The following is a 20,569-nucleotide window of genomic DNA, read 5'->3' on the forward strand; positions in this document are numbered from 1 at the left end:
ACATAAAGTTATACTTATATAAGTTATTAAAATTTCAATCTATATACAAATTGTATCAATTCTTAAATTTTGAATTTTAAGTATGAAATCTAACTATTTTATCGAATTTATAGAATTTACAATATATTCCATAAATTTCCTAATATATTGAAATTTTCCTAATATAATATACAATTATCTTGACTGGGAAATGTTTTCCTAAAGAGTTATTCCTAATAAAAATTTTATATGAAATGGGATGGTATTTTATGGATCAAAAAGAACTAAAAAGATTTAACTTTAATAGCTGGGCTTTTATTGTCAGCTATGCCTTCATGGGACTTATGAGTGGAGTTGCTTTTGACGTCTTAGTAACTTTTTTACAGCAAGTTAATATCTCTACAGCAAGTTCTTTCTCCTCTTTTATGGGGATGAGTAATTTCGTATGTGCCGCAATTTTAATTTTAGCACCAAAGCTTGGGTACAAAAAGCTTATAATTACAGGACCTATAATGACAATAGCTGCATTGATAGCTATATCATTTGTGGATGTAAGCTTTATTTATCCTGTTGCTACATTAGCAATACTTGTAGGTGTTGCATTATTTGATGTTGTATTACCACCTTATCTTACAGCTTATACTACTGAGAAAGAAAGAACTAAAGTTTTTTCTAGAGCATTGTATATAAATGTTATAGGTATGGTTTTGGCAACTTGGTTTGGAGGAACTATTGCAGTATCTAGATTTGCAAGTAGATTAAAAATTTCTAACTCTCAAGCAAGTGCAATAACTGAAAATATTAAAGGAATGACTTCTCATCAATTACATGAATTTATATTAGCTCAAAGAGACGTATTACTTATGTTTGTTGTAATTGCAGCACTTTCTCTTATACCTCTTTTATTTATAAAAGAGAAAAAAGAAGACTACTGCGAAGAAACTAAAGAGAAAAAAGCTTTTGATTGGTCAATATTCAAAAACAAGTATGTTGTACTATGGCTTGTATACTATGCTATGATAAGATTTGGAGCATCGTTAATATGCCCTTACTTCTCAGTATTTTTAAACAATGAACTAGGTATATCAAGAGCTACAACTTCTCAACTTGTATCTTATCAATACTTTGCAATGGTTTTATTCTTGTTAATATCACCATGGATAGTAAAAAAACTAGGAAATGTTATTGCATTAGGGGGATTAGCACTTTTATCTATACCATTTATGTTGATAATTGCAAATGGTACAGTATTTGGATCTGGAATGGTTTTAGCAGTTGGAGCTGGCCTATTCTTTAGATCAGGATTTATGAACTGTGCAAATCCTATAATGAACTCTCTGCCGATGGAGTTTGTTTCGAAAAACTCTAGACCTGCATACAACTCACTTATATTTGTTGCAGGAGGTGTTACATCTATAATAGCAGGTCAATTTACAAAATTATTCTTATTTAAAATACCAGGTGGATATTCAAAAGCTTATTATATAACAGCTGTTATTTATATTCTATCATCTGTACTTCTAATAGTCGTGTATAATAAAAAATACAACAGACATGGACAGGATAACAAGGAAGATCAAACAGCATAATTTGCATAAAAAATAACTATATTATGTACTGCACCCCAATTGTTGGACTAAAAATCTAATGGTTGGGGTGCTTTTATATGGATAAATACAATTTTATATTCCTCTTTAATTAAATTTCATTTTATGATAAAATCTTTCTAGTATTGAATTAATCGAAATTAAATATTTTACGTGTATGAAGAGGAGATATATCAAATTGTTTAATTACATTAAATTTGCAATCTTTCAAATTATAGGTTTCTTGTTATCTATTTTTAAATTAAAGAGGTTTTTAAAGTTTCCTGATAAATTTACAATGGAAAGTAAATTTTCTTTTTTACAAAAGCAAGCTAAAAGCTCTTTAAAATTAGTTAATATAGATGTTAGTATAATTGGTGAGGAAAAAATTCCAAAAGAACCTGTACTATTTGTTGTTAATCATTCCAGTATGCTAGATAGTTATATATTAATATCTAGTGTAAACAGAGCTGTAGGTTGTGTAATAGCTGATGAACCAGTATGGAAAAACATACCTATAGTTTCTAAATGGGCCGCTATAATAAAATGTGTATATATAAATAGACACGACAATAGACAAGGTTTAAAAAGTATTATAGAAGCTTCTAATAATATAATAAACGGCCAAAGTATGGCCATCTTTCCTGAAGGGGATCTAACATGGGTAAAAGATGATCATTCTATAATATCAGAATTTAAAAGTGGCGCATTAAAAATAGCATATAAAGCTAAATGTCCAATTGTACCTATTGTTATAAAAAATTCAAAAGAAACTTATCATGGATATGAACCAGTAGGCAAGATTAAATCTACTAATGTAGAAGTTGAATTTTTAGATCCTGTTTATGACCATATAGAAAATCCTAAAATCAAAACTATCGATTTAGGAGAAAGTATTAGGGAAGATATGATAGAGTCAATTTTAAATTTTAATTTTAAATATAAAAAAGCTACATCTAAATAGATATAGCTTTTTTATATTTAATCATTTTTTGGCTTTTCATATATAGATTGCTTTAATACTTCCTTAAACATTAATGGTTTATTTATATAAGGTTTTGTATCTACAATTACATCAGAGTTTATACAAGTTTTTATATATCCATTTTCATCTAAAAATAATTCATTACACTTTAAACATATACCACATTTGTCATTATGAGTGTCTCTACTTATTATTCCTTTTGAATCGTCTAACTTGTAATAATCCATTCTTCCGTTTACATAATTTAATTTATGCAACTCTTCTATACTTTCTAAAACTTCTTTAACATTTATATATCCTTTGTTGAAAAAGTTCACACATCTAGGATCAGGAATAAGTTCAGAAAAAGAAACTTCCACTGGCAAATACTTTGTTAAGTTTACAAAATCAAAAACCTCATCAGTATTAAAGTCATTTATAAGAGTACAAATTATTTTTGTATTTAGTTTAAAGTTTATACATTTAGTAATAAGATCTAACACTTCATTTATATTTATATTATGATTTAATTTTTTGTACTTATATTGCTTTAAAGACTCTAATCGAACACTTATATTTGTAAGTCCATACGATTTAAGCTCACTAATTTTATTATATATTCCAAATCCATCTGTAACTATTCCTATATGGTTAACATTACATTCACCATTAATATAATTAACTATGTGGCATAAGCTAATTGAATCTATAATATCATTTAGCTCAAATTCAATATCATCTATTCCCAAATTAACTAATTCTTTAACTACAAATTTTAAACTATCAATGTTTAAAATAAAATCTTTACCTAAAGATATAACAAGTTTATGAATATCTCTATTATATCTATCTATCATAATTACAACACCTCTTTATAAAACCAAACTACCTTTTATCTTTTCTATGTGAAAGATCACCATTATTTTTAACTAATAACACCTCTGCCATGATTCCAAAAGCTATTTCTGAAACACTACTTGAAGATATATTAATTCCTACAGGAGCATATATAGATTCTAATAATTTTTTCTCTATACCTTCACTTAGTAATTCTTCTTTTAAAGCTTTCCATTTTTTACGACTGCCTATCATACCTATATACGCTGCTTTAGAGTTTATAACCTCTCTTAAAGCTTCTATATCTTTTTCATAACCTCTAGTGGCAATTACTATGTATGTATTATCATCAATTCTAATTTTATTTAAAATTTCACTTATATTTCCTGAGTATACTTCATCTGCCCCTGGAAATCTATCTTTATTTGCAAATTCATGTCTATCATCTATTATAACGGTATAGAAATCTAGACCTTTAGATATATTATATAAAGAGTGTCCTATATGTCCTCCACCAATAATTAATAATTTTGGCTTTGGGTTAAATACTTTTATATAACCTTTTACATATCCTCCACATTTCATAGTAGTTTCTAATGATTCCTCTGTAAGTGAATAGTCAAAGTTAAAATCTTCTCCTGTTTTAATACACTCCCTACATTTATTTATAACAACATTTTCTAATATTCCGCCGCCTATAGTTCCTATTACAGAATCATCTTTAAATACAGCCATTACAGCGCCTTGTTTACCAGGGCTTGAACCTTTGACATCTGTAAGAGTTACAAAACACACCCTATTGCCTAATTCTAAATCTTCATACACTTTTTTCAAAATATATTCATTCATCTATAAATCACTCCAATTCATAAGGATAGCCTCTAAAACTCCTCCAGCTATACATCTAGCTTTATCAGATATAGTTTCACAATTTTTAAGTTCACTTATTCTAGGATCTATATCGGCAATTTTAAGATTTTTTTTAATTTTACTGTTATTTCTTATGATACCTCTTATAATACCATCCATAGTGGCTAACACATCAACTGAGTTTTTACCATTTTCTATTTTAGCAATAACTTGGTTTTTGTAAACCATATCTCCTATATCACAAATATTTTTTATAATACCATCTTCAATTGAATAAATTACTCTTTCCTTACTGAATCCATTAATATTTCCTGGAATACCTGTATTTTCAGTTGCATAACCTTTAGTTATTATTCTACCTAGATCATGTCCTCTCATTGTTTCTATTACAAAATTAACATCATATCCAGCTTCAAATCCAGGACCTAATCCAATTGTAATAGGAGCCATATCTCTGTTTGTACCTAAATTTTTTTTTGCAATTATAGCATCTATTACAACTTTTGGTTTTAATTTATTAATTAAGATACCCTCAGGATCAATAGTTACACAAACTTTTTTTGATAAAAAAGCTTTTTTTAACTCATCTTCGTTATTTACAAATTTACAAATAACTCCATCTATACACACTTCACCATCGTAAATAGCTTCACTAAAACATACTTTTCTCCTTATAGACAAAGGATTTTTTACCTCTAATGCTAAAACATTAAATCCACATCTACTAAGTTTATGTATAACTCCAGTTGCTATATCTCCAGCACCTCTAACTATAATAAGCTTGTCCACTATTTCCTACCCCCCTTTAATATGTTAATACTATTATACAATACATACCCCCATATATTATAATAATTTTACATAATTATACAAATAAAAAATCTACACAAATAGAAGAAGCCCTTATCTATTTAAAACAGATAAGAGCCCCTCAAAACAAATTATTATTATTATTTAACGGTAGTAACATTATAACAAATGAACTTGATACTTTGCAAGTATATTTTATTTAATTCCTATAATTTGTCCTATTGTTAAAAATATCATACATGAAATAAACATTGTTATAATTAGTGGCATTACAAATCTCAACCACTTAGAATAAGGTATATTTGCAAGAGCTAGTGCGCCCATTAAAACTCCAGATGTAGGAGTTATAACATTTGTAAGTCCTACACCAAATTGATAAGCGGTAACTATTAGTTGAACCGATACTCCAACTAAATCAGATAGCGGTGCTAAAACAGGTATTGTAAGAGAAGCTAGTCCAGATGATGATGGAATTAAAAATGCCAATGCGGCTTCTAAGAACAATGTTAAGTTAACAAAAACTACTTTTGGTAAGTTTTGTAAGTATCCTGCTGCTGAATTCAACATAGTATCTATTATAAATCCATTTTGGGCAATTATAACTATTCCACGTGCTAATGCTATTGCAATGGCTGCTGATACTAAATCCTTAGCTCCCTCGATAAATGCAATAGCAATAGTCTCTTGATTAAGTCCTCCTATAATACCAGATAAAACTCCAATAGCAATAAAGATCATAGCAATTTCAGATATATACCATCCAAGTTTTAAAACTCCAAATATCATCATTGTCATTCCCATTGCAAATATAATTAATACTCCTATTTCTTTAGGTGTAAACTCTTTTATATTAGAACTTTCCATTTGAATATGTTTTTTAGTTTCCAAATCTAGATTATAAACTATAGATTTTTTTGGACTTTTCTTTATTTTTCTAGCGTAAAAAATTACAAATGCAATAGAAATTGTTATCAAAATTATATATATCAAAAATCTAAAACCGATACCCGATCCAGGTGTTATTTGCGCTAATGCTTGAGCTATACCAACTGAAAAAGGATTTATAGTTGATGCTATATTACCTGTCATGGCTCCTAAAAATACAGTAGCTACAGCAGTAAGTGAATCATATCCAATAGTTAACATTAGAGGTACAAATATCATATAAAATGGTAATGTTTCTTCTGCCATTCCAAATACTGTACCTCCTAAGCTAAACAATATCATAGATATAGGTATTATTATAATTTCATTTCCTCTTAGCTTTTTCACAACAGCATTAATCCCAGCTTCTATAGCTCCTGTCTTATTAACTATCCCAAATGAACCTCCAACTAAAAGAACAAATCCTACAATTTCTGCAGCATCTACAAATCCATCTATTGGAGCTCTAAATATATCCTCTATACTTTGAGGATTTTCCTTAACATATTCGTAGGTATTTGGAACTACTACCAACCTATTATCAATTTCTTTTCGTTGAAATTGACCACTGGGTATAATCCAAGTTAAAATTGCCATAAAAACTATTAATAAAAATATAATTGTAAATGTATGGGGGATGAGTATTTTTTTTTGTTTATTCATAGAACAACTTATTCCTCCTTAAAAGAAAACTTGTCTCTATTAGTTATTACCAATTTTTAAATTTATATATTTTATTACTTTAATTACCAAACTACATTTAATATAGCTCACTAATACATCTTTTTTCATATTATAAATTATTGTTAGGAGGGATTTTAATGACATCTTTTATTATGTATGGTTTATGTATATTAATAACGTTTTTTTCTTTTTTTAAAGATAGAGAAAAGACAAAGCATGCTTATATAAATGCAGCTAAATCCTTTGAAAATATTATGCCCCAATTTCTTTGTATTGTTTTAATCATTAGTATCATATTATCTTTAATTGATCCTATTTCTATTTCTAAGTTTATAGGTCCAAATTCAAGTATTTTGGGAGTATCAATAGCATCCACTATAGGATCTATAACTACAATGCCTACATTTGTAGCTTTTTCTACGGGAGATATATTGCTTAAAAGTGGCGCTGGTTATACTCAAGTGGCAGCATTTATTTCTACATCTACAATGGTAGGAATCTTAACATTCTCACTAGAAGCTAAGTATATAGGTAAAAAAGCTGCTTTTTATAGAAACTTTATAGCTTTTTTATTTTCATTTATAGTAGCAGCTTTAATAGGGGTGATTCTAGTATGAAAAATTTAAAATTCATAATAAAAAGATACAAATATTTTTTAGTAAGTTTATTCATTTGTATTTTGATATATTTATATAATATAGGTATAGGGTTTAAAATATTTAGTACTACATTCTCTAGTTTAATTCAAATGTTATCTATATTACCCCCAGTAATGATTCTATTAAGCCTTTTGGATATTTGGGTTCCTAAAAAGTATTTTATAAAGTATATGGGGGATAGCTCTGGGATTAAAGGTATATTTATTACTTTTTTAATAGCGTTTTTCTCTGCTGGTCCCATGTATGCAGCATTTCCATTTACAGCAATACTTATGAAAAAAGGAGTTAAATTTTCTAACATAATAATTTTTCTTAATGCCTGGTGTGTTACTAAATTTTCAACATTATTATTTGAAATGGGGGCTTTAGGTTATAAGTTTACAATACTAAGATTAGTGATTGATATTCCAGGAGTTATAATCATTGGTTATTTGATTGACTATATGATTAAGAGTAGAGATTTAAATTAAAGATTTATTTTAAAATTCAAAGTTGATATTGAAAGGTGGAAGTTAATATGTCGTCTAATGTTTACGTTGTTATTCAGAAAGATTTAGGGTATATGCTAACCATAAATGAATCCTCTGTAACTTGCGAAGAATTTAGAAAAACATGTGATGCAATAGTTCGTGAATTCGGAAAAGACGTGTTTATACTTCATCAAAAACTTATTGAGGTATATGGGTTTGAAAAGGCATCTATACAGTGTACGTATATGGTTGAATAAATAAAAAATCCACAATTATTATAATGTAATTATAATAATTGTGGATTTTAATGTATAACACATGTAAAATTAAAGAGTTAAATATCTAATATTTTTTTATATTCATCAGCGTTTAAGCGTTTAATAAATTCAGATATAAGCTTAACTGTATTATCGTAATCACCCTTATGAATTATACTAGCATGGGAGTGTATATATCTTGTTGGTATGCCAATGCTTATGCAAGGAGCTCCATTATGGGCCAAGTGCATCTGGCTAGCATCAGTACCTCCAAATGGAAGTGCATTTATCTGATATGGAATGTTGAGTTCTTCAGATAAATTAATTAAATAGTTTTTAAGTCCTACATGACCTACTAAACCTCCATCAAATATATGTATTTGAGGTCCGCTTCCAAGCTTACCATCTCCTAACTTCGTGTCGCATCCTACAGTGTCATTTGCAATACTTACATCTAATGAAAATCCAATATCAGGATTTATTATATTAGAGCTAGTTTTAGCTCCTCTACATCCAACTTCTTCTTGAACAGTTCCAACTGCGTATACTATATTTTTATGATCTTCATTTTTTAAACTTTTTAATATATCTATAAATAGCGCACATCCAACTCTATCATCCCAAGCTTTAGCAAGTAGATATTTAGGATTTGCCATTTGCTCAAACTTAAAATAAGGAGTTATCATATCTCCTTGTTTTATTCCTAACTGTTCAACTTCATCTTTTGATTCAACCCCTATATCTATAAACATATTTTCTTTATCTATAGAAGTTTTAACATCTTTGGTATTTATTGAGTTTATTATTCCTGTATATTCATTTCCAGTTGATGTTGTTATTATAACCTTTTGGCTATTCATAACCTTTCCACTCCACCCCCCTAATGTTTGAAAAGTTATAAATCCATTATTATCTATATTTGTTACCAGAAAACCTATTTCATCCATATGTCCAGCTATCATGACTTTAGGTCCATCTTCATTCCCCATTTTCTTACAAATTAAACTTCCTAAATTGTCTGTAGTTACTTCATCTACATATTCAGATATATATCCTTTAATCAAATTTCTAACATCTTTTTCAAATCCTGGAATTCCTTTAGCTTCTGTTAAATTTTTAAACATATCTAACTGTGTACTCATATGCTCCCCCTTAATTTAAAAATGTATAATTACAATATTATACTTTCACAGTACAATACATATTCCTTAAATATAAACCTAATATTCAAAACTTTATAAAAAAATAGTGTAATTTATTAAATTACACTATTTTTAAACCTTATAATATGACTTTAACCTCTTCGTTTATGCTTATAGAATTTTCACTTACATTGCAATCGTATGAAATTATATTAACTCCACTTAAACTTGCTTTTTTTAACATATCTCCAAATTCTTGATGCATTTTAATATTAGGTGTAAAATACTTTACATTATCCATTTGTACAACAAATAATATATAGCTTACATATCCATCTTTAGAAGCCTCTATAAGCTCACCTACATGTTTGACACCTCGTTCAGTTTTAGCATCTGGAAATAAAACCACACCATTTTCTTCTAAAGTAACTCCTTTTACCTCAACAAAAGCTTTTTTAGTTTTTGTTTCTATATATATATCAAATCTAGATGACTTATATGTTTTTTCAGGTTTTATAGTTAATAATTCTTCATCTAGCCCAGGAAGAATTATTTTTTTATTTATTAAAGCTTCATAGGCTATTTTATTCGGAACTTGCGAATCCATATTGATTAGTCTATTTCCTTTTACAACACTTATAAGTGAATACTTAGTTTTTCTCTTGGGGTTATCATGTTCTTGTAAATATACAGTACAACCTTCAATTAAAAGTTCTTTACACTTACCTGTATTTTTTACATGAACAATTTCTTCTTTTCCATCTACAATACAATGTGCTATAAATCTATTTGGTCGTTTTACAAAAGTAGCTTTTACAATATTATCATAAATCATGTCATCATCCCTTATATATTAGTCTACAGATTTCAAAGATTCAACCATTTTTACTTTTTTTAGTTTAAAATACATACAAAGATTTACTAATGTAGCAAATATAAATGTAAGCATACCAGATAGTATAAAACTAATAGGTTTTATATCTCTTCCAAACATAACAAATTCAAGTTCAGCAGTCGTCATTATAAATCTATGTAAAAATACGCCTAAAATTAGACCTAGAATTGTTCCTATTACAGTTAAAATTATATTTTCTCTAAACACATAGGAAGATACTTCATTATCATAAAATCCTAAGACTTTTATAGTTGCTATTTCTCTTATTCTCTCGCTTATATTAACATTTGTAAGATTATATAAAACAATAAATGCTAAAGCTCCTGCAGATACTATTATAAGTATAACCACACTATTTAAATTAGTTATCATATCAGAAAAAGAACTTTTTGCACTTGTGTTGAATGTAGCTGAATTTATGTTATCTAAGTTCATCATATCTTTACCTAGTTTATCTTGTGAAATTCCATCTTTTGTATTAATTAATACTTCATTAAATTTAACATTTTCATTGAAAGTATTTTTATACAATTTAGGACTCATATACAAATAATGTCCTACATAGTTTTCTACTATCCCAGAAACTTTTACTTTAAACTCTTTATTATCTTCATTTTTTAATACTATTGAATCTCCATCTTTAACTTTTAATAATTTAGCTAATTTTTCAGTTATAAAAACACCCTTATTATTTAAAGTATACTTTTTATTACTTACCCTATTTTTTAAGGTTATAAATTTATTTATCTCATTAATATTTTCAGGTACTACAATATTTACATCCTTTTCTACAGAATTACTAATAACCTTATAACTCTTATTTTTTATATTTAAACAATTATTTATTCGGTCATCACTATCTATGACTTTTTCTTCTTTAGTTTTGGAATTCTTATCAACATCTTTACCATAGTTTAAAGTCAAATTATATTTAATTATTTGACCATATTGATTATCTACTATAGACGATATAGAGTCTTTTATTCCAAATCCAGTTAATAAAAGAGCACTACATCCAGCTATTCCTATTACAGTCATAAAAAATCTTTTTTTGTATCTAAAGAGGTTTCTAAAAGTTACCTTTTGTGTGAAATTTAACCTATTCCAAATAAAACTTATTCTTTCAAGTAATATTCTTTTTCCTTCCGTAGGGGCTTTAGGTCTCATAAGCATAGACGGAACTTCTTTTAACTCTTTATAGCAAGAATATACTGACGCTAATGTAGTTGTTAAAATTGCTATTAAGGTAGATAATACAATTAATCTTACACTAAAAACTAGAGTAACTTTAGGGAGTGTATACGTCATGCTAGCATATGCATTATATATAACTGAAGGAAATACAGTAAGTCCTATTAAATTTCCTAAGACGCTTCCTAAAACACTCGCTAATAATGAATATAGTATATATTTTAACATTATGGATCCAGTATCATATCCTAAAGCTTTCATAGTTCCAATATTTATTCTTTGTTCATCAACCATTCTAGTCATAGTAGTTAAGCAAATTAAGGCTGCTAGCGAAAAGAAAAATACAGGGAATATTTTAGAAATAGATTCTATACTATTAGCAGAGTTTTTATAATCAACAAATCCATAATTAGTATTTCTATCTAAGATATACCACTTTCCATTTTTTATATCTTTAATTTTTTTCTCTTCTCTATCAATTTCATCTTGAGCTTTTTGTAACTTAAATTCTACTTCTTTTTTATTTTTTAAATATGTAGCTTGTCCTTTTTCAAGTTCTTTTTTACCTTGTTCCAGTTTATATCTAGCATTTTTAAATTCAGATTCAGCTTCTTTTTTCTTTACATCAAGATTACTTTTTTGACTATTTATTAATTCTTTATTTTTTTCTATATCCGTTTTAGCTAATAACAATTTATTTTGAGTGTCCTTAAAAACTTGTTCTTGTTTTGCTATCTCTTCTCTTGCCTGTGATAAAGCTATTTCAGATACTTCAAGCTTTTGTTTACTTTTTTCTAAAATAAATTCAAGTTCTTTTCTTTTTTCTTCATCTAAGTATTCATTAGATAAAACTTGTTCTATACTAGCTATATACTCCTTTAACTTACCAACTTCATCTTCTTGTTCTTTTAGCTTATCCTTAGCTTTGTTTATTTCTTGCTGGGCAGAATCTTTGCTTGTATTAAAAACATTTATCTGTTTATTCAATTCAATTTCACTTAAACTTAATTTTTCAGAAGCTGAACTTATTGCTTTTTCTGCAGAAGATATTTCACTTTTAACTTGGTTTTCTTTTTTATCAAGGTCCTGTTCACTATTTTTTATTTTAGACCTAGAATTTTCAATTTTAGTTTTAGCTTTGTCAAGTTCATTATAAGCCTTAGTTTTTTCTTCTTGTAATTTTGACTTGCCTTCAGATAATTTTTCATTAGCATCTTTAATTATTTCTTTATATCTTAAGCTAGCTCGGTCTTTTCCAAGATCAACTAATTTATCTTCTATATTTTGTACTTTATCTTCATATTCTTTTGAATAAGAATTTAAATCTTTTGCCTCATCTACAGTTATATAACTTTCTGTGTAGTTATTTAGTTTAAATTCATTATTTAAAACCATTATAAAACTGTTTAAAGTTCCACTACCTATATTACTACTACCTTTTGCTTTTGCTATATAATATGGAGTTTCTACTTTACCAACAACTTTGTATTCATTGTGTTTTAGAGTAGTACTTAAATCTTCATTGTTATCTCCATAAATTTTGATGGTACTTCCTAATGGTATATCCTTAGAGTCCTCAATTAAGCACTCCCCATCTGATTTTGGATATCTACCTTCAGTTATTCTTATTTTATTTATATAATCACTATTGCTTTTTTCTGGCAATCCATGAACTTTTAAAGCTAATTGATTTGTACCTATACTAGTTAGAACTTCTTTTGAATATGTAGGATACACATTAGAAATTCCATCTATCTTAGAAATCGAATTAATATCTTTATCTGTTAATCCCAAATTTGAAACTACAGTTAAGTCCATTAAATCATTTTGATCATAATACTTGTCTGCTGTAACTTCCATTACAGGAGATGCAACTTTTATTCCCGTAAAAAAAGAAACCCCTAAAGTTATTATTGCAAAAACAGATAAAAATCTACCCTTAGATTTTTTTATCTCCCTAAAAGTATCTTTAAATAAAGGATTTCTCATATTTACCACTCTATCCTTTCTATAGGAATAGGTGCTTCATTTTTTTCTACTTTATGTACTTTACCATTTCTTACAGTAATTACTTTATCACCCATAGGAGCTATTGCCATGTTATGTGTAATTATAACTACAGTAACACCAAGTGTTTTATTTGTATCTTGAAGCACTTTAAGAATTGATTTACCAGTATTATAATCTAGAGCACCAGTTGGCTCATCACATAAAAGTAATTTGGGATTTTTAGCAAGAGCTCTAGCTATGGCTACCCTTTGCTGCTCTCCTCCAGATAATTGTGATGGAAAATTATTTTTTCTATGGCTAAGTCCTACTGATTCTATAACTTGCTTGGGATTTAAAGGTTTTTTGCAAATTTGAGTAGCTAACTCTACATTTTCTATAGCAGTTAAGTTTTGAACTAAATTATAAAATTGGAACACAAACCCTATATCATGTCTTCTGTATTTTGTTAATTCTTTTTCATTATAATTACTTATATTTTTCGAATCAACAATTACAACTCCATCTGTTGCAGAATCCATACCTCCTAATATATTTAGTATAGTACTTTTTCCTGCTCCACTAGCACCTACGATTATTACGAGTTCGCCTTTATCAATTGAAAAATTCACGCCATCTAATGCATTTATTTCAACTTCACCCATAGTATAGGCCTTTCTTACATTTTCAAATTTTATGTAGTTTTTCATATCATCTCCTCCTGTTTCTTATAGTCATTATACACTATTTGAGATGATAACTAAATCTAATTCAAAATTAATCTTTCTTTTGATTTGGCATTTCTAAAGCTGTAGATTTTCCAAAGTAATATCCTACAACCATGCTAAAGATAGGCATAAATTCAGATGGCTTTATACTTCCTATTATACTTAAATAACAAAATACAATAGTTAGACATATAGCTATCATCTTTCTTACACTTAAAAAAATGTCTTTTAAAATATCTACGAATCTCATACACTCCCCCCTTACTATAGTTTATTATTTCGAATTTATGTATATACCAATTAAACTTCACAAAAAAAGCTATCATGAAAGTTTAAGTAGATTGAAATAAAATCAACCAAATTTAACTTTTCAGATAGCTTTTTACTATATATTTAAATTTTTATATTAAGTTTTCCTTTGCTTCACAAACACCGTATTCATCTACTTTTTTTCCAAACAATTGTACTCCTATAAAAATAGCTATTATCGAAATAGGAATAACTATATATATTGATATTCCTAGACCTGCAGGAATATACCCAAATAATACAGTTATACTTGCTACAAATAACGCATAGGGCATTTGTGTTTTTACATGGTCAATGTGGTTACATCCAGTTCCCATAGATGATAATATTGTTGTATCTGATATAGGAGAGCAGTGATCACCAAATATAGCTCCTGTAAGTACCGCACTTGTAGATATTACTATAAATGATATATCTGGATTTATAGAGTGCGCAAGAGGAATTGCAAGAGGCATTAGTATACCCATAGTTCCATATGCCGTGCCTGTTGAAAAAGATATTATTGATCCTAATATGAATATTACACTAGGTAGTAAAAATGCTGGCATAGACCCTGATAGTAATGTAACTAAAAATTTAGCTGTACCCAAATCTTTTATTACTGAGCTTAACGACCAGGCCAAAATTAAAATAACAGCTGTCATTAACAAACTTTTCATACCATCTATCCAAATTTCTATAGCTTCAGATACTTTAAATATTTTTTTAGAAACAGCCATTAAAATAGCGACTATACTTGAAATAATAGCTGATTGAAATAGTGCTACAGATGCATCGGCTGAACTAAATGCTTCTTTTATAGATAAAAATGACCATGGTGATTTAACCATTAAATTTTGAAGTTCAATATTATCCCCATTAACTATTGATGTGTATCCACTATAATAAAAAAATATTAATGATGTAACTATAAGAGTTCCAATAGGAATAATTGCATTCCATATACTCAGTTTCACTCCAACTTTAGGTTCTAACTCTGATTGAATTGAATCGTTATGTTTTGTATCTAAGTTATTAAAATCAGATTGTTTAGCTTTAATCTCAGCTTTTCTCATAGGACCAAAATCCTTTGCTAGAATAATAGTTATAATTACAAATGCTAAAATTAATATATTATAAAATCTATAGGGAATAGTTTGTAAGAATATCCCAAAAGCATCATTATTTAGACCTATCCCTGAAAAAGCGTCATTTATAAGTCCAACTTCTAATCCTATCCATGTAGATATTATTGCAAGTCCTGCAATAGGTGCAGCTGTTGCATCAATTATAAAAGCAAGTCTTTCTCTTGAAATATTCATTTTATCACTTACCGGTCTCATAATAGGCCCTACTATTAATGAGTTCGCATAATCATCAAAGAATACTAAAAGTCCTAAAAACCATGTTATAATTTGAGTTCCTTTTGAACTTTTAGCTTTGTCCGCTAAGCTTATTGCTATAGCTTTAGCTCCTCCCATTTTTGCTACTAAATGAATAACCCCTCCAATAGCTAGAACTTGGAGTATTATGCCTGCGTTCCATGGGTCTGCAAGTGAATTAAGAGCTCTATATATAAAATCTATGAAGCTTTGGGGTAAAGCCAAAATAAAATTAGTACTATTTAAACTAAGTAAAAAGCTTCCAGATAATATACCTATAAATAATGATATTACAACATTCTTAGTAATAAATGCTAAAAGTATAGATACTATAGGTGGAATCAATGTTAAAAATTTAAATTTACTTGCGTTTTGAAATGCTATATCTGTTTCTTGTGCAAAGGAAATAGGTGATGCTAAAACTACTAAAACTAAAGTTAATAAAATTACAAAATATTTTTTGTTCCTCATAAAAATCCTCCCTAAATTTAACTTTAGTGAATGCAAAGGGTAATAAATACTTAGGGCTTTAAATAAGAAAAAGCCTTGAGTATGCACTCAAGGCTTTTTATATTATGCAAAATCTGCACAATATTAGCTTCCTTAAATGATAGCTCAACACAAATATAATTTGTGACAGTGATGTATATATTTTATACATCCCCAGCATATAACCTTAAAGCATCAGTTATAAACTTCGGCGATAATTCCTTTCCTAGTAAATCTATGTGCTTAACTCATCACTAGTACTTATAAGTACCGCGCCTCTACCTTTTTTATTCACTTTTTATATTAAGTAAATTATATATATGTTATTGTAAATAATCAACTGTTTTTTCATTATTTTCTAAATTTTCATGATTTTCAAAACTTATCTAACAACTTTTCTAGTTAGAGTCCCTATACCTAATCCCATCATTACAACACCAATTAGTACTTCTAAATTTGTTAGTATATAACTAATTTCTGTTGGCTTACAATTTATAGTTCCAACTCCTCCAAAAGATCCTATACTTAAACTTAGTGTTTCATTTAAATCCTTTAAAACTTTAGAAATAGATAGATTTTTTATAGTACTCATATTGTATATAATAGTTTTATCATCTATCTCTACCCCTAAAAACAAATATAAAATTGCAAAAATAACTATAATTACCAATGATGAATATACTGCAAATTCAGGTCGTTCTCCATATCCACAAGTAATCCAATATAAATATGATCCTATTTTAGGTATTGTTTTTAAAGTTTTTCTTTGTGTACTTTTACCTAGGTAGTAATACTCTCCAAAGTTATTATTCAAAGAGTTTTCTTTAAATTTATCAGCTAATGTTTTATATGTCATATAAATTCCTTCATATTCTTCTCTAGTCTTTAATCTAATAGGAATTTTATCAAAGAAGCTTTTTTCATCTAGTTTAGTTTGGAATTTATCTCTAAACTCTAAATCTTTGATATATGTCGAAACAATCTTTGCACTACCTAAATCACAGTCAGAAAAAATTATCATGTCTAAATCACTATCTATAATTATAATATTGTCCATTGCGCTTTGTTCAAAGTTAGTTGTTTTCAAGTTGCATTTTTCGAAAATAGAGAAAGACAATATACAGTTTAAAAATTTTGCATAAACATCACAATTTATAAAGTGAGATGAAAAATTATCATATTTATTTAAAGATGGCTTACCATCGCTTTCTTCTTTAAAAAAACTACAATTTTCAAATTTTACTCCTCCATCTTCAAATTTGCAGTTTTCAAATATACACCCTACAAATCTACATTCTTTAAAATTTAAGTTTTTGAATGTACATCCTATAAACTTTGTACATATAATATCTTTATTTTCTATAGTAGAGAAATTCTCTTCATCTAAAATACCTTGTTTTCCAAAAGTTTCATCATTAAAAGTTTTAAAACTATACTGTTTACAAGGGCTATATGTTTCGGGTAAGTTTTTATGTCTCAATATGCTATCAAATAAGTTTTTATTATTTATATTCCTTTTATGTAACTGATTTTTAGCTACATAAATTTCTTCTTCAAAATTTATATATCCCATTAGAATATAGTTTTTGCCTTATTCTTTATTAGTTTGTATACCATAAATATTTTTTATTTGATGAGCATATAAAAAGTTTTTTATTATCATATAACTACCTCCATAGAAGACTATTATTTACTTATTGTCTCTTGTTTGCTTACATAATATTCATATAAATAAAAAGCCATATTAATCCTAATTAAAAGGTTTTAATATGGTTTCTTTATTAAATATTTAGTTTTCTCTAATTATTAATATCCAAAATTCTCATCTATAAAAATAACATGTATTCTTCCTTGATATCTTTGTCTTTTTATTAAAGTATATTCACAGCATATTCTATCGCTACTTTTACAGTCCATGCAATAACCAGAAGATTTACAAGGTGTTTTAGTATCTAATCTTTTAGCATTAGCAGGAGCAGAAAACTGTTTATTTCTTTCTATAGCAGCATCTACATCTTTAACAATTTTATTTTTTCCACATATAACAATAACTTTGTCTGGACCATATAACATTGCGGCTACTCTATTTCCATTTCCATCAACATTGTAAAGTTCTCCATTTTCTGTTATAGCATTCGTACTTGTAAAATATGCATCTGCAAAAAATGATTTTCTATATATGTCTTTCATCTCATTAGGCTTAAGGCCCTCTTTATATCTATCAAGAAAATCATATCTTCCTTTTCTTAAATAATCTATTACTCCTGTTTCGAATAAAGTTTGTGAACCGCCACATGCAACTAAAGAGTTCTCTTCTACTAAATCGTCTATTTTTTTTATTAAATCTTCTTTAGATTTTACTAGGTATCCATTCATATTGTTACTTTCTAACGCTTTAATAGTTCTTTCAATTTGTTTCTCGCAAACCCAATGTAAATTTTTATCCATATTTATATATCCCTTCTATTAAAATTTTTACCCCTATAGTATATAAGAGCATTTATTTCACACCCTAATAGCATAATCCAACTACTTAAATAAAACCAAGTAAGAAGAGCTATAATACCTCCTATACTTCCATATATAACTTGATAATTTGAAAAGTTATTTGTATAAAAAGAAAATATAACTGAAACTAGTATCCATCCAAATATAGATAATATAGCCCCTGGCATTGCCTCTATTAAATTTATTTTTTTATTAGGTCCATATCTAAATAAAGAACTCACTATCCATATGGTTATAGCTATTACAAAAGAGTATCTGAATAAATTCCATGTAGGCATAAACAGTTTACTTAGACCTAAAAATTTAAATATTATATATCCAACCTTTTCTCCATATAATAAAAATACCATTGATGAAACTATTAATACTATAAGTTCTACTGTAAAATAAAATGATATAAGTATTAGTTTGAAGAAAGATCTAGTTTCTTTTAAATTGTATGATTTGTTTATACCCTTTATAAATACTCTAACTGCACGAGATGAACTCCACAAGGTAAAAATAAAACTGAATACAGTCAAACTTATACTTTTATCACTTATTGCAGAGTTTATTATAGATTCGATCATAGCAAATGCACTATTTGGAATCAAATCATTAAATGAATATAAGAACTTATTAATATGGATTATAGGTATATAACTTAATAAGTTTATCATAAATATCAAAAAAGGAAATATAGAAAGCAATAAATAATAAGACATAGCTGCAGCTCTTGAGTTAATGTCATTTATATTTACTTTCTTATAAATAACATTATTTTGTACATTGCTTTTTATATTGTTTATATTATTTATAAGATCAACCACCTTTCACTCCTATAATATAATATCACATTATATTATATATCAAAAAATAAAAGTATTGCTAGTTTTTAGCAATACTTTTATTTTTTGATATATTATTTGATATAATTTCTTAATTTATCTTTTGTATTTTCATCTGCAAAAGAAGCTTCAACACTATTTAGATAGATTGTTTTATAGTCATGTTCACTCATTTCAAAATTATTAAATATTATGTTATATTCATTAGTTAAATCAATATCTGAAACTGTTCTATTGTCAGTATTTAAAGATACTTTTATTCCATCTTTATGGAAATAATTTAACGGATAATTTTCTATGTTTTTTATAGCTTTAGTTTGTAAGTTACTTGTAGGACACATTTCTAAAGTAACATTATTTTTCTTAACAAGGTTGTAAGCTTTTTCACAATCTTTTATAAATACTCCATGACCTATTCTTTCAGCTTTTAAAAGTGTTATGGCATCATATACATTTTCTCCTATTCCAGTCTCCCCAGCATGTATAGTTACTCTATATCCATAGCTTCTAGCTAAAGCGATAGGTTCTTCAAATTTTTCGCAAAACTGTTTATTTTCACTTGAACATAAATCAATGGCAACAACTCCATTATTTAAATATTCTTTTCCGGCTTCTATTACATTATAACTACTTTCAACACTCATAGTTCTCATGCATGATAATATTAAATTCCCTTTAATATCATAAATTGACTCAGCTTTTTTTATACCTTTTAAAACACTTTCTATAACTTGTTTTGTAGTTAATCCTTTATTTATATGAAGTAATGGTGCAAATCTTATTTCTATATAAACTATATTTTCTCTTGATGCATCTTCCATTAGTTCAAAAGCAATTCTTTCTAAACTATCTTCATCTTGCATTATAAGTCCTGGTAATTCAAATCTTTTTAAATACTCATCTAATGACTTACAATCCTTAGGTGCAACCATCATATTTTTTATTTCGTCTATATTTTTTGATGGTATATCTATATTCTTCATATTAGCTAAATCTATTATGGTTTGAGGTCGTACACTCCCATCTAAATGGCAATGTAATTCTATTTTTGGTAATTTTTTAAAATTCATATATTTCTCTCCCTTTATATATA

Annotated in this window: 19 protein-coding genes and 1 riboswitch; of the genes, 5 read left to right on the top strand and 14 right to left on the bottom strand. The window is 27.4% G+C overall.

Features of this window, described 5'->3' with window-relative positions; translation table 11 throughout:
- Positions 1-248 precede the first annotated feature (248 nt).
- Together VN21_RS13625 and VN21_RS13630 are read left to right on the top strand one after the other, a co-directional pair.
- Positions 249-1,568, top strand: coding sequence for an MFS transporter (locus VN21_RS13625; protein WP_046823739.1), 1,320 nt, complete (start codon positions 249-251; stop codon positions 1,566-1,568).
- Between the two features lie 295 nt (positions 1,569-1,863).
- Complete coding sequence (locus tag VN21_RS13630) at positions 1,864-2,529, top strand: lysophospholipid acyltransferase family protein (RefSeq protein WP_226896713.1); 666 nt, start codon at positions 1,864-1,866, stop codon at positions 2,527-2,529.
- 17 nt (positions 2,530-2,546) lie between these two features.
- On the opposite strand, the gene VN21_RS13635 is transcribed toward VN21_RS13630, so the two are convergent.
- From VN21_RS13635 to VN21_RS13650, 4 genes are all read right to left on the bottom strand, one after another.
- Positions 2,547-3,386, bottom strand: coding sequence for a radical SAM protein (locus tag VN21_RS13635; protein ID WP_046823741.1), 840 nt, complete (start codon positions 3,384-3,386; stop codon positions 2,547-2,549).
- Positions 3,387-3,414: 28 nt separating this feature from the next.
- A complete protein-coding gene (locus tag VN21_RS13640; protein ID WP_046823742.1) occupies positions 3,415-4,215 on the bottom strand; it encodes an XdhC family protein in 801 nt (266 codons plus the stop codon).
- Complete coding sequence (gene yqeB / locus VN21_RS13645; RefSeq protein ID WP_046823743.1) at positions 4,216-5,025, bottom strand: selenium-dependent molybdenum cofactor biosynthesis protein YqeB; 810 nt, start codon at positions 5,023-5,025, stop codon at positions 4,216-4,218. It lies immediately after the preceding gene.
- 216 nt (positions 5,026-5,241) lie between these two features.
- Positions 5,242-6,633, bottom strand: a complete 1,392-nt coding sequence (locus tag VN21_RS13650) for a YfcC family protein (RefSeq protein WP_046823744.1) — start codon at positions 6,631-6,633, stop codon at positions 5,242-5,244.
- Between the two features lie 158 nt (positions 6,634-6,791).
- Between VN21_RS13650 and VN21_RS13655 the strand changes: the two genes are divergently transcribed.
- From VN21_RS13655 to VN21_RS13665, 3 genes are read left to right on the top strand one after another with little or no spacing between them, the layout of a single operon-like run.
- Complete coding sequence (locus tag VN21_RS13655) at positions 6,792-7,271, top strand: permease (RefSeq protein WP_046823745.1); 480 nt, start codon at positions 6,792-6,794, stop codon at positions 7,269-7,271.
- Positions 7,268-7,783, top strand: a complete 516-nt coding sequence (locus VN21_RS13660) for a permease (protein WP_046823746.1) — start codon at positions 7,268-7,270, stop codon at positions 7,781-7,783. Before VN21_RS13655 ends, VN21_RS13660 begins: the two co-directional genes overlap by 4 nt.
- 47 nt (positions 7,784-7,830) lie before the next feature.
- Positions 7,831-8,040 (top strand): hypothetical protein, encoded by a 210-nt coding sequence (locus VN21_RS13665; protein WP_035116276.1) that lies wholly within the window; start codon positions 7,831-7,833, stop codon positions 8,038-8,040.
- A 77-nt stretch (positions 8,041-8,117) separates the two neighbouring features.
- On the opposite strand, the gene VN21_RS13670 is transcribed toward VN21_RS13665, so the two are convergent.
- From VN21_RS13670 to add, 10 genes are all read right to left on the bottom strand, one after another.
- Positions 8,118-9,182, bottom strand: coding sequence for a M42 family metallopeptidase (locus VN21_RS13670; RefSeq protein ID WP_046823747.1), 1,065 nt, complete (start codon positions 9,180-9,182; stop codon positions 8,118-8,120).
- A 139-nt stretch (positions 9,183-9,321) separates the two neighbouring features.
- Positions 9,322-10,017, bottom strand: a complete 696-nt coding sequence (sfsA, locus tag VN21_RS13675; RefSeq protein WP_046823748.1) for a DNA/RNA nuclease SfsA — start codon at positions 10,015-10,017, stop codon at positions 9,322-9,324.
- 18 nt (positions 10,018-10,035) lie between these two features.
- Positions 10,036-13,257, bottom strand: coding sequence for an FtsX-like permease family protein (locus tag VN21_RS13680; RefSeq protein ID WP_046823749.1), 3,222 nt, complete (start codon positions 13,255-13,257; stop codon positions 10,036-10,038).
- A 2-nt stretch (positions 13,258-13,259) separates the two neighbouring features.
- Positions 13,260-13,964 carry an ABC transporter ATP-binding protein gene (locus VN21_RS13685; protein ID WP_046823750.1) on the bottom strand — a complete coding sequence of 235 codons (705 nt, stop codon included), beginning with the start codon at positions 13,962-13,964 and terminating at the stop codon, positions 13,260-13,262.
- A 67-nt stretch (positions 13,965-14,031) separates the two neighbouring features.
- Complete coding sequence (locus VN21_RS13690) at positions 14,032-14,232, bottom strand: hypothetical protein (RefSeq protein WP_046823751.1); 201 nt, start codon at positions 14,230-14,232, stop codon at positions 14,032-14,034.
- Positions 14,233-14,383: 151 nt separating this feature from the next.
- Positions 14,384-16,123, bottom strand: a complete 1,740-nt coding sequence (locus VN21_RS13695) for a Na+/H+ antiporter NhaC family protein (RefSeq protein WP_046823752.1) — start codon at positions 16,121-16,123, stop codon at positions 14,384-14,386.
- A gap of 132 nt (positions 16,124-16,255) precedes the next feature.
- Positions 16,256-16,430: riboswitch (Lysine riboswitch) on the bottom strand.
- A 93-nt stretch (positions 16,431-16,523) separates the two neighbouring features.
- Entirely contained in the window at positions 16,524-17,714 is a 1,191-nt protein-coding gene (locus VN21_RS13700) for a pentapeptide repeat-containing protein (RefSeq protein WP_046823753.1), read from the bottom strand.
- A 233-nt stretch (positions 17,715-17,947) separates the two neighbouring features.
- Positions 17,948-18,589, bottom strand: a complete 642-nt coding sequence (locus tag VN21_RS13705; RefSeq protein ID WP_046823754.1) for a lactate utilization protein — start codon at positions 18,587-18,589, stop codon at positions 17,948-17,950.
- A 2-nt stretch (positions 18,590-18,591) separates the two neighbouring features.
- On the bottom strand, positions 18,592-19,458 hold the full coding sequence (locus VN21_RS13710; RefSeq protein ID WP_052952076.1) for a YihY/virulence factor BrkB family protein: 867 nt from the start codon (positions 19,456-19,458) through the stop codon (positions 18,592-18,594).
- 92 nt (positions 19,459-19,550) lie between these two features.
- Entirely contained in the window at positions 19,551-20,546 is a 996-nt protein-coding gene (gene add / locus VN21_RS13715; RefSeq protein WP_046823755.1) for an adenosine deaminase, read from the bottom strand.
- Positions 20,547-20,569 lie beyond the last annotated feature (23 nt).

The organism is Paraclostridium benzoelyticum (genome assembly GCF_001006285.1).
GTDB classification, from domain to species: Bacteria; Bacillota; Clostridia; order Peptostreptococcales; family Peptostreptococcaceae; genus Paraclostridium; species Paraclostridium benzoelyticum.

Bases quoted from the DNA above. Each gene is read 5' to 3' on its own strand.
- VN21_RS13625 (WP_046823739.1), top strand. From the start codon at position 249: ATGGATCAAAAAGAACTAAAAAGATTTAACTTTAATAGCTGGGCTTTT.
- VN21_RS13630 (WP_226896713.1), top strand. From the start codon at position 1,864: ATGGAAAGTAAATTTTCTTTTTTACAAAAGCAAGCTAAAAGCTCTTTA.
- VN21_RS13635 (WP_046823741.1), bottom strand. From the start codon at position 3,386: ATGATAGATAGATATAATAGAGATATTCATAAACTTGTTATATCTTTA.
- VN21_RS13640 (WP_046823742.1), bottom strand. From the start codon at position 4,215: ATGAATGAATATATTTTGAAAAAAGTGTATGAAGATTTAGAATTAGGC.
- VN21_RS13650 (WP_046823744.1), bottom strand. From the start codon at position 6,633: ATGAATAAACAAAAAAAAATACTCATCCCCCATACATTTACAATTATA.
- VN21_RS13655 (WP_046823745.1), top strand. From the start codon at position 6,792: ATGACATCTTTTATTATGTATGGTTTATGTATATTAATAACGTTTTTT.
- VN21_RS13660 (WP_046823746.1), top strand. From the start codon at position 7,268: ATGAAAAATTTAAAATTCATAATAAAAAGATACAAATATTTTTTAGTA.
- VN21_RS13665 (WP_035116276.1), top strand. From the start codon at position 7,831: ATGTCGTCTAATGTTTACGTTGTTATTCAGAAAGATTTAGGGTATATG.
- VN21_RS13670 (WP_046823747.1), bottom strand. From the start codon at position 9,182: ATGAGTACACAGTTAGATATGTTTAAAAATTTAACAGAAGCTAAAGGA.
- sfsA (WP_046823748.1), bottom strand. From the start codon at position 10,017: ATGATTTATGATAATATTGTAAAAGCTACTTTTGTAAAACGACCAAAT.
- VN21_RS13680 (WP_046823749.1), bottom strand. From the start codon at position 13,257: ATGAGAAATCCTTTATTTAAAGATACTTTTAGGGAGATAAAAAAATCT.
- VN21_RS13685 (WP_046823750.1), bottom strand. From the start codon at position 13,964: ATGAAAAACTACATAAAATTTGAAAATGTAAGAAAGGCCTATACTATG.
- VN21_RS13690 (WP_046823751.1), bottom strand. From the start codon at position 14,232: ATGAGATTCGTAGATATTTTAAAAGACATTTTTTTAAGTGTAAGAAAG.
- VN21_RS13695 (WP_046823752.1), bottom strand. From the start codon at position 16,123: ATGAGGAACAAAAAATATTTTGTAATTTTATTAACTTTAGTTTTAGTA.
- VN21_RS13700 (WP_046823753.1), bottom strand. From the start codon at position 17,714: ATGGGATATATAAATTTTGAAGAAGAAATTTATGTAGCTAAAAATCAG.
- VN21_RS13705 (WP_046823754.1), bottom strand. From the start codon at position 18,589: ATGGATAAAAATTTACATTGGGTTTGCGAGAAACAAATTGAAAGAACT.
- add (WP_046823755.1), bottom strand. From the start codon at position 20,546: ATGAATTTTAAAAAATTACCAAAAATAGAATTACATTGCCATTTAGAT.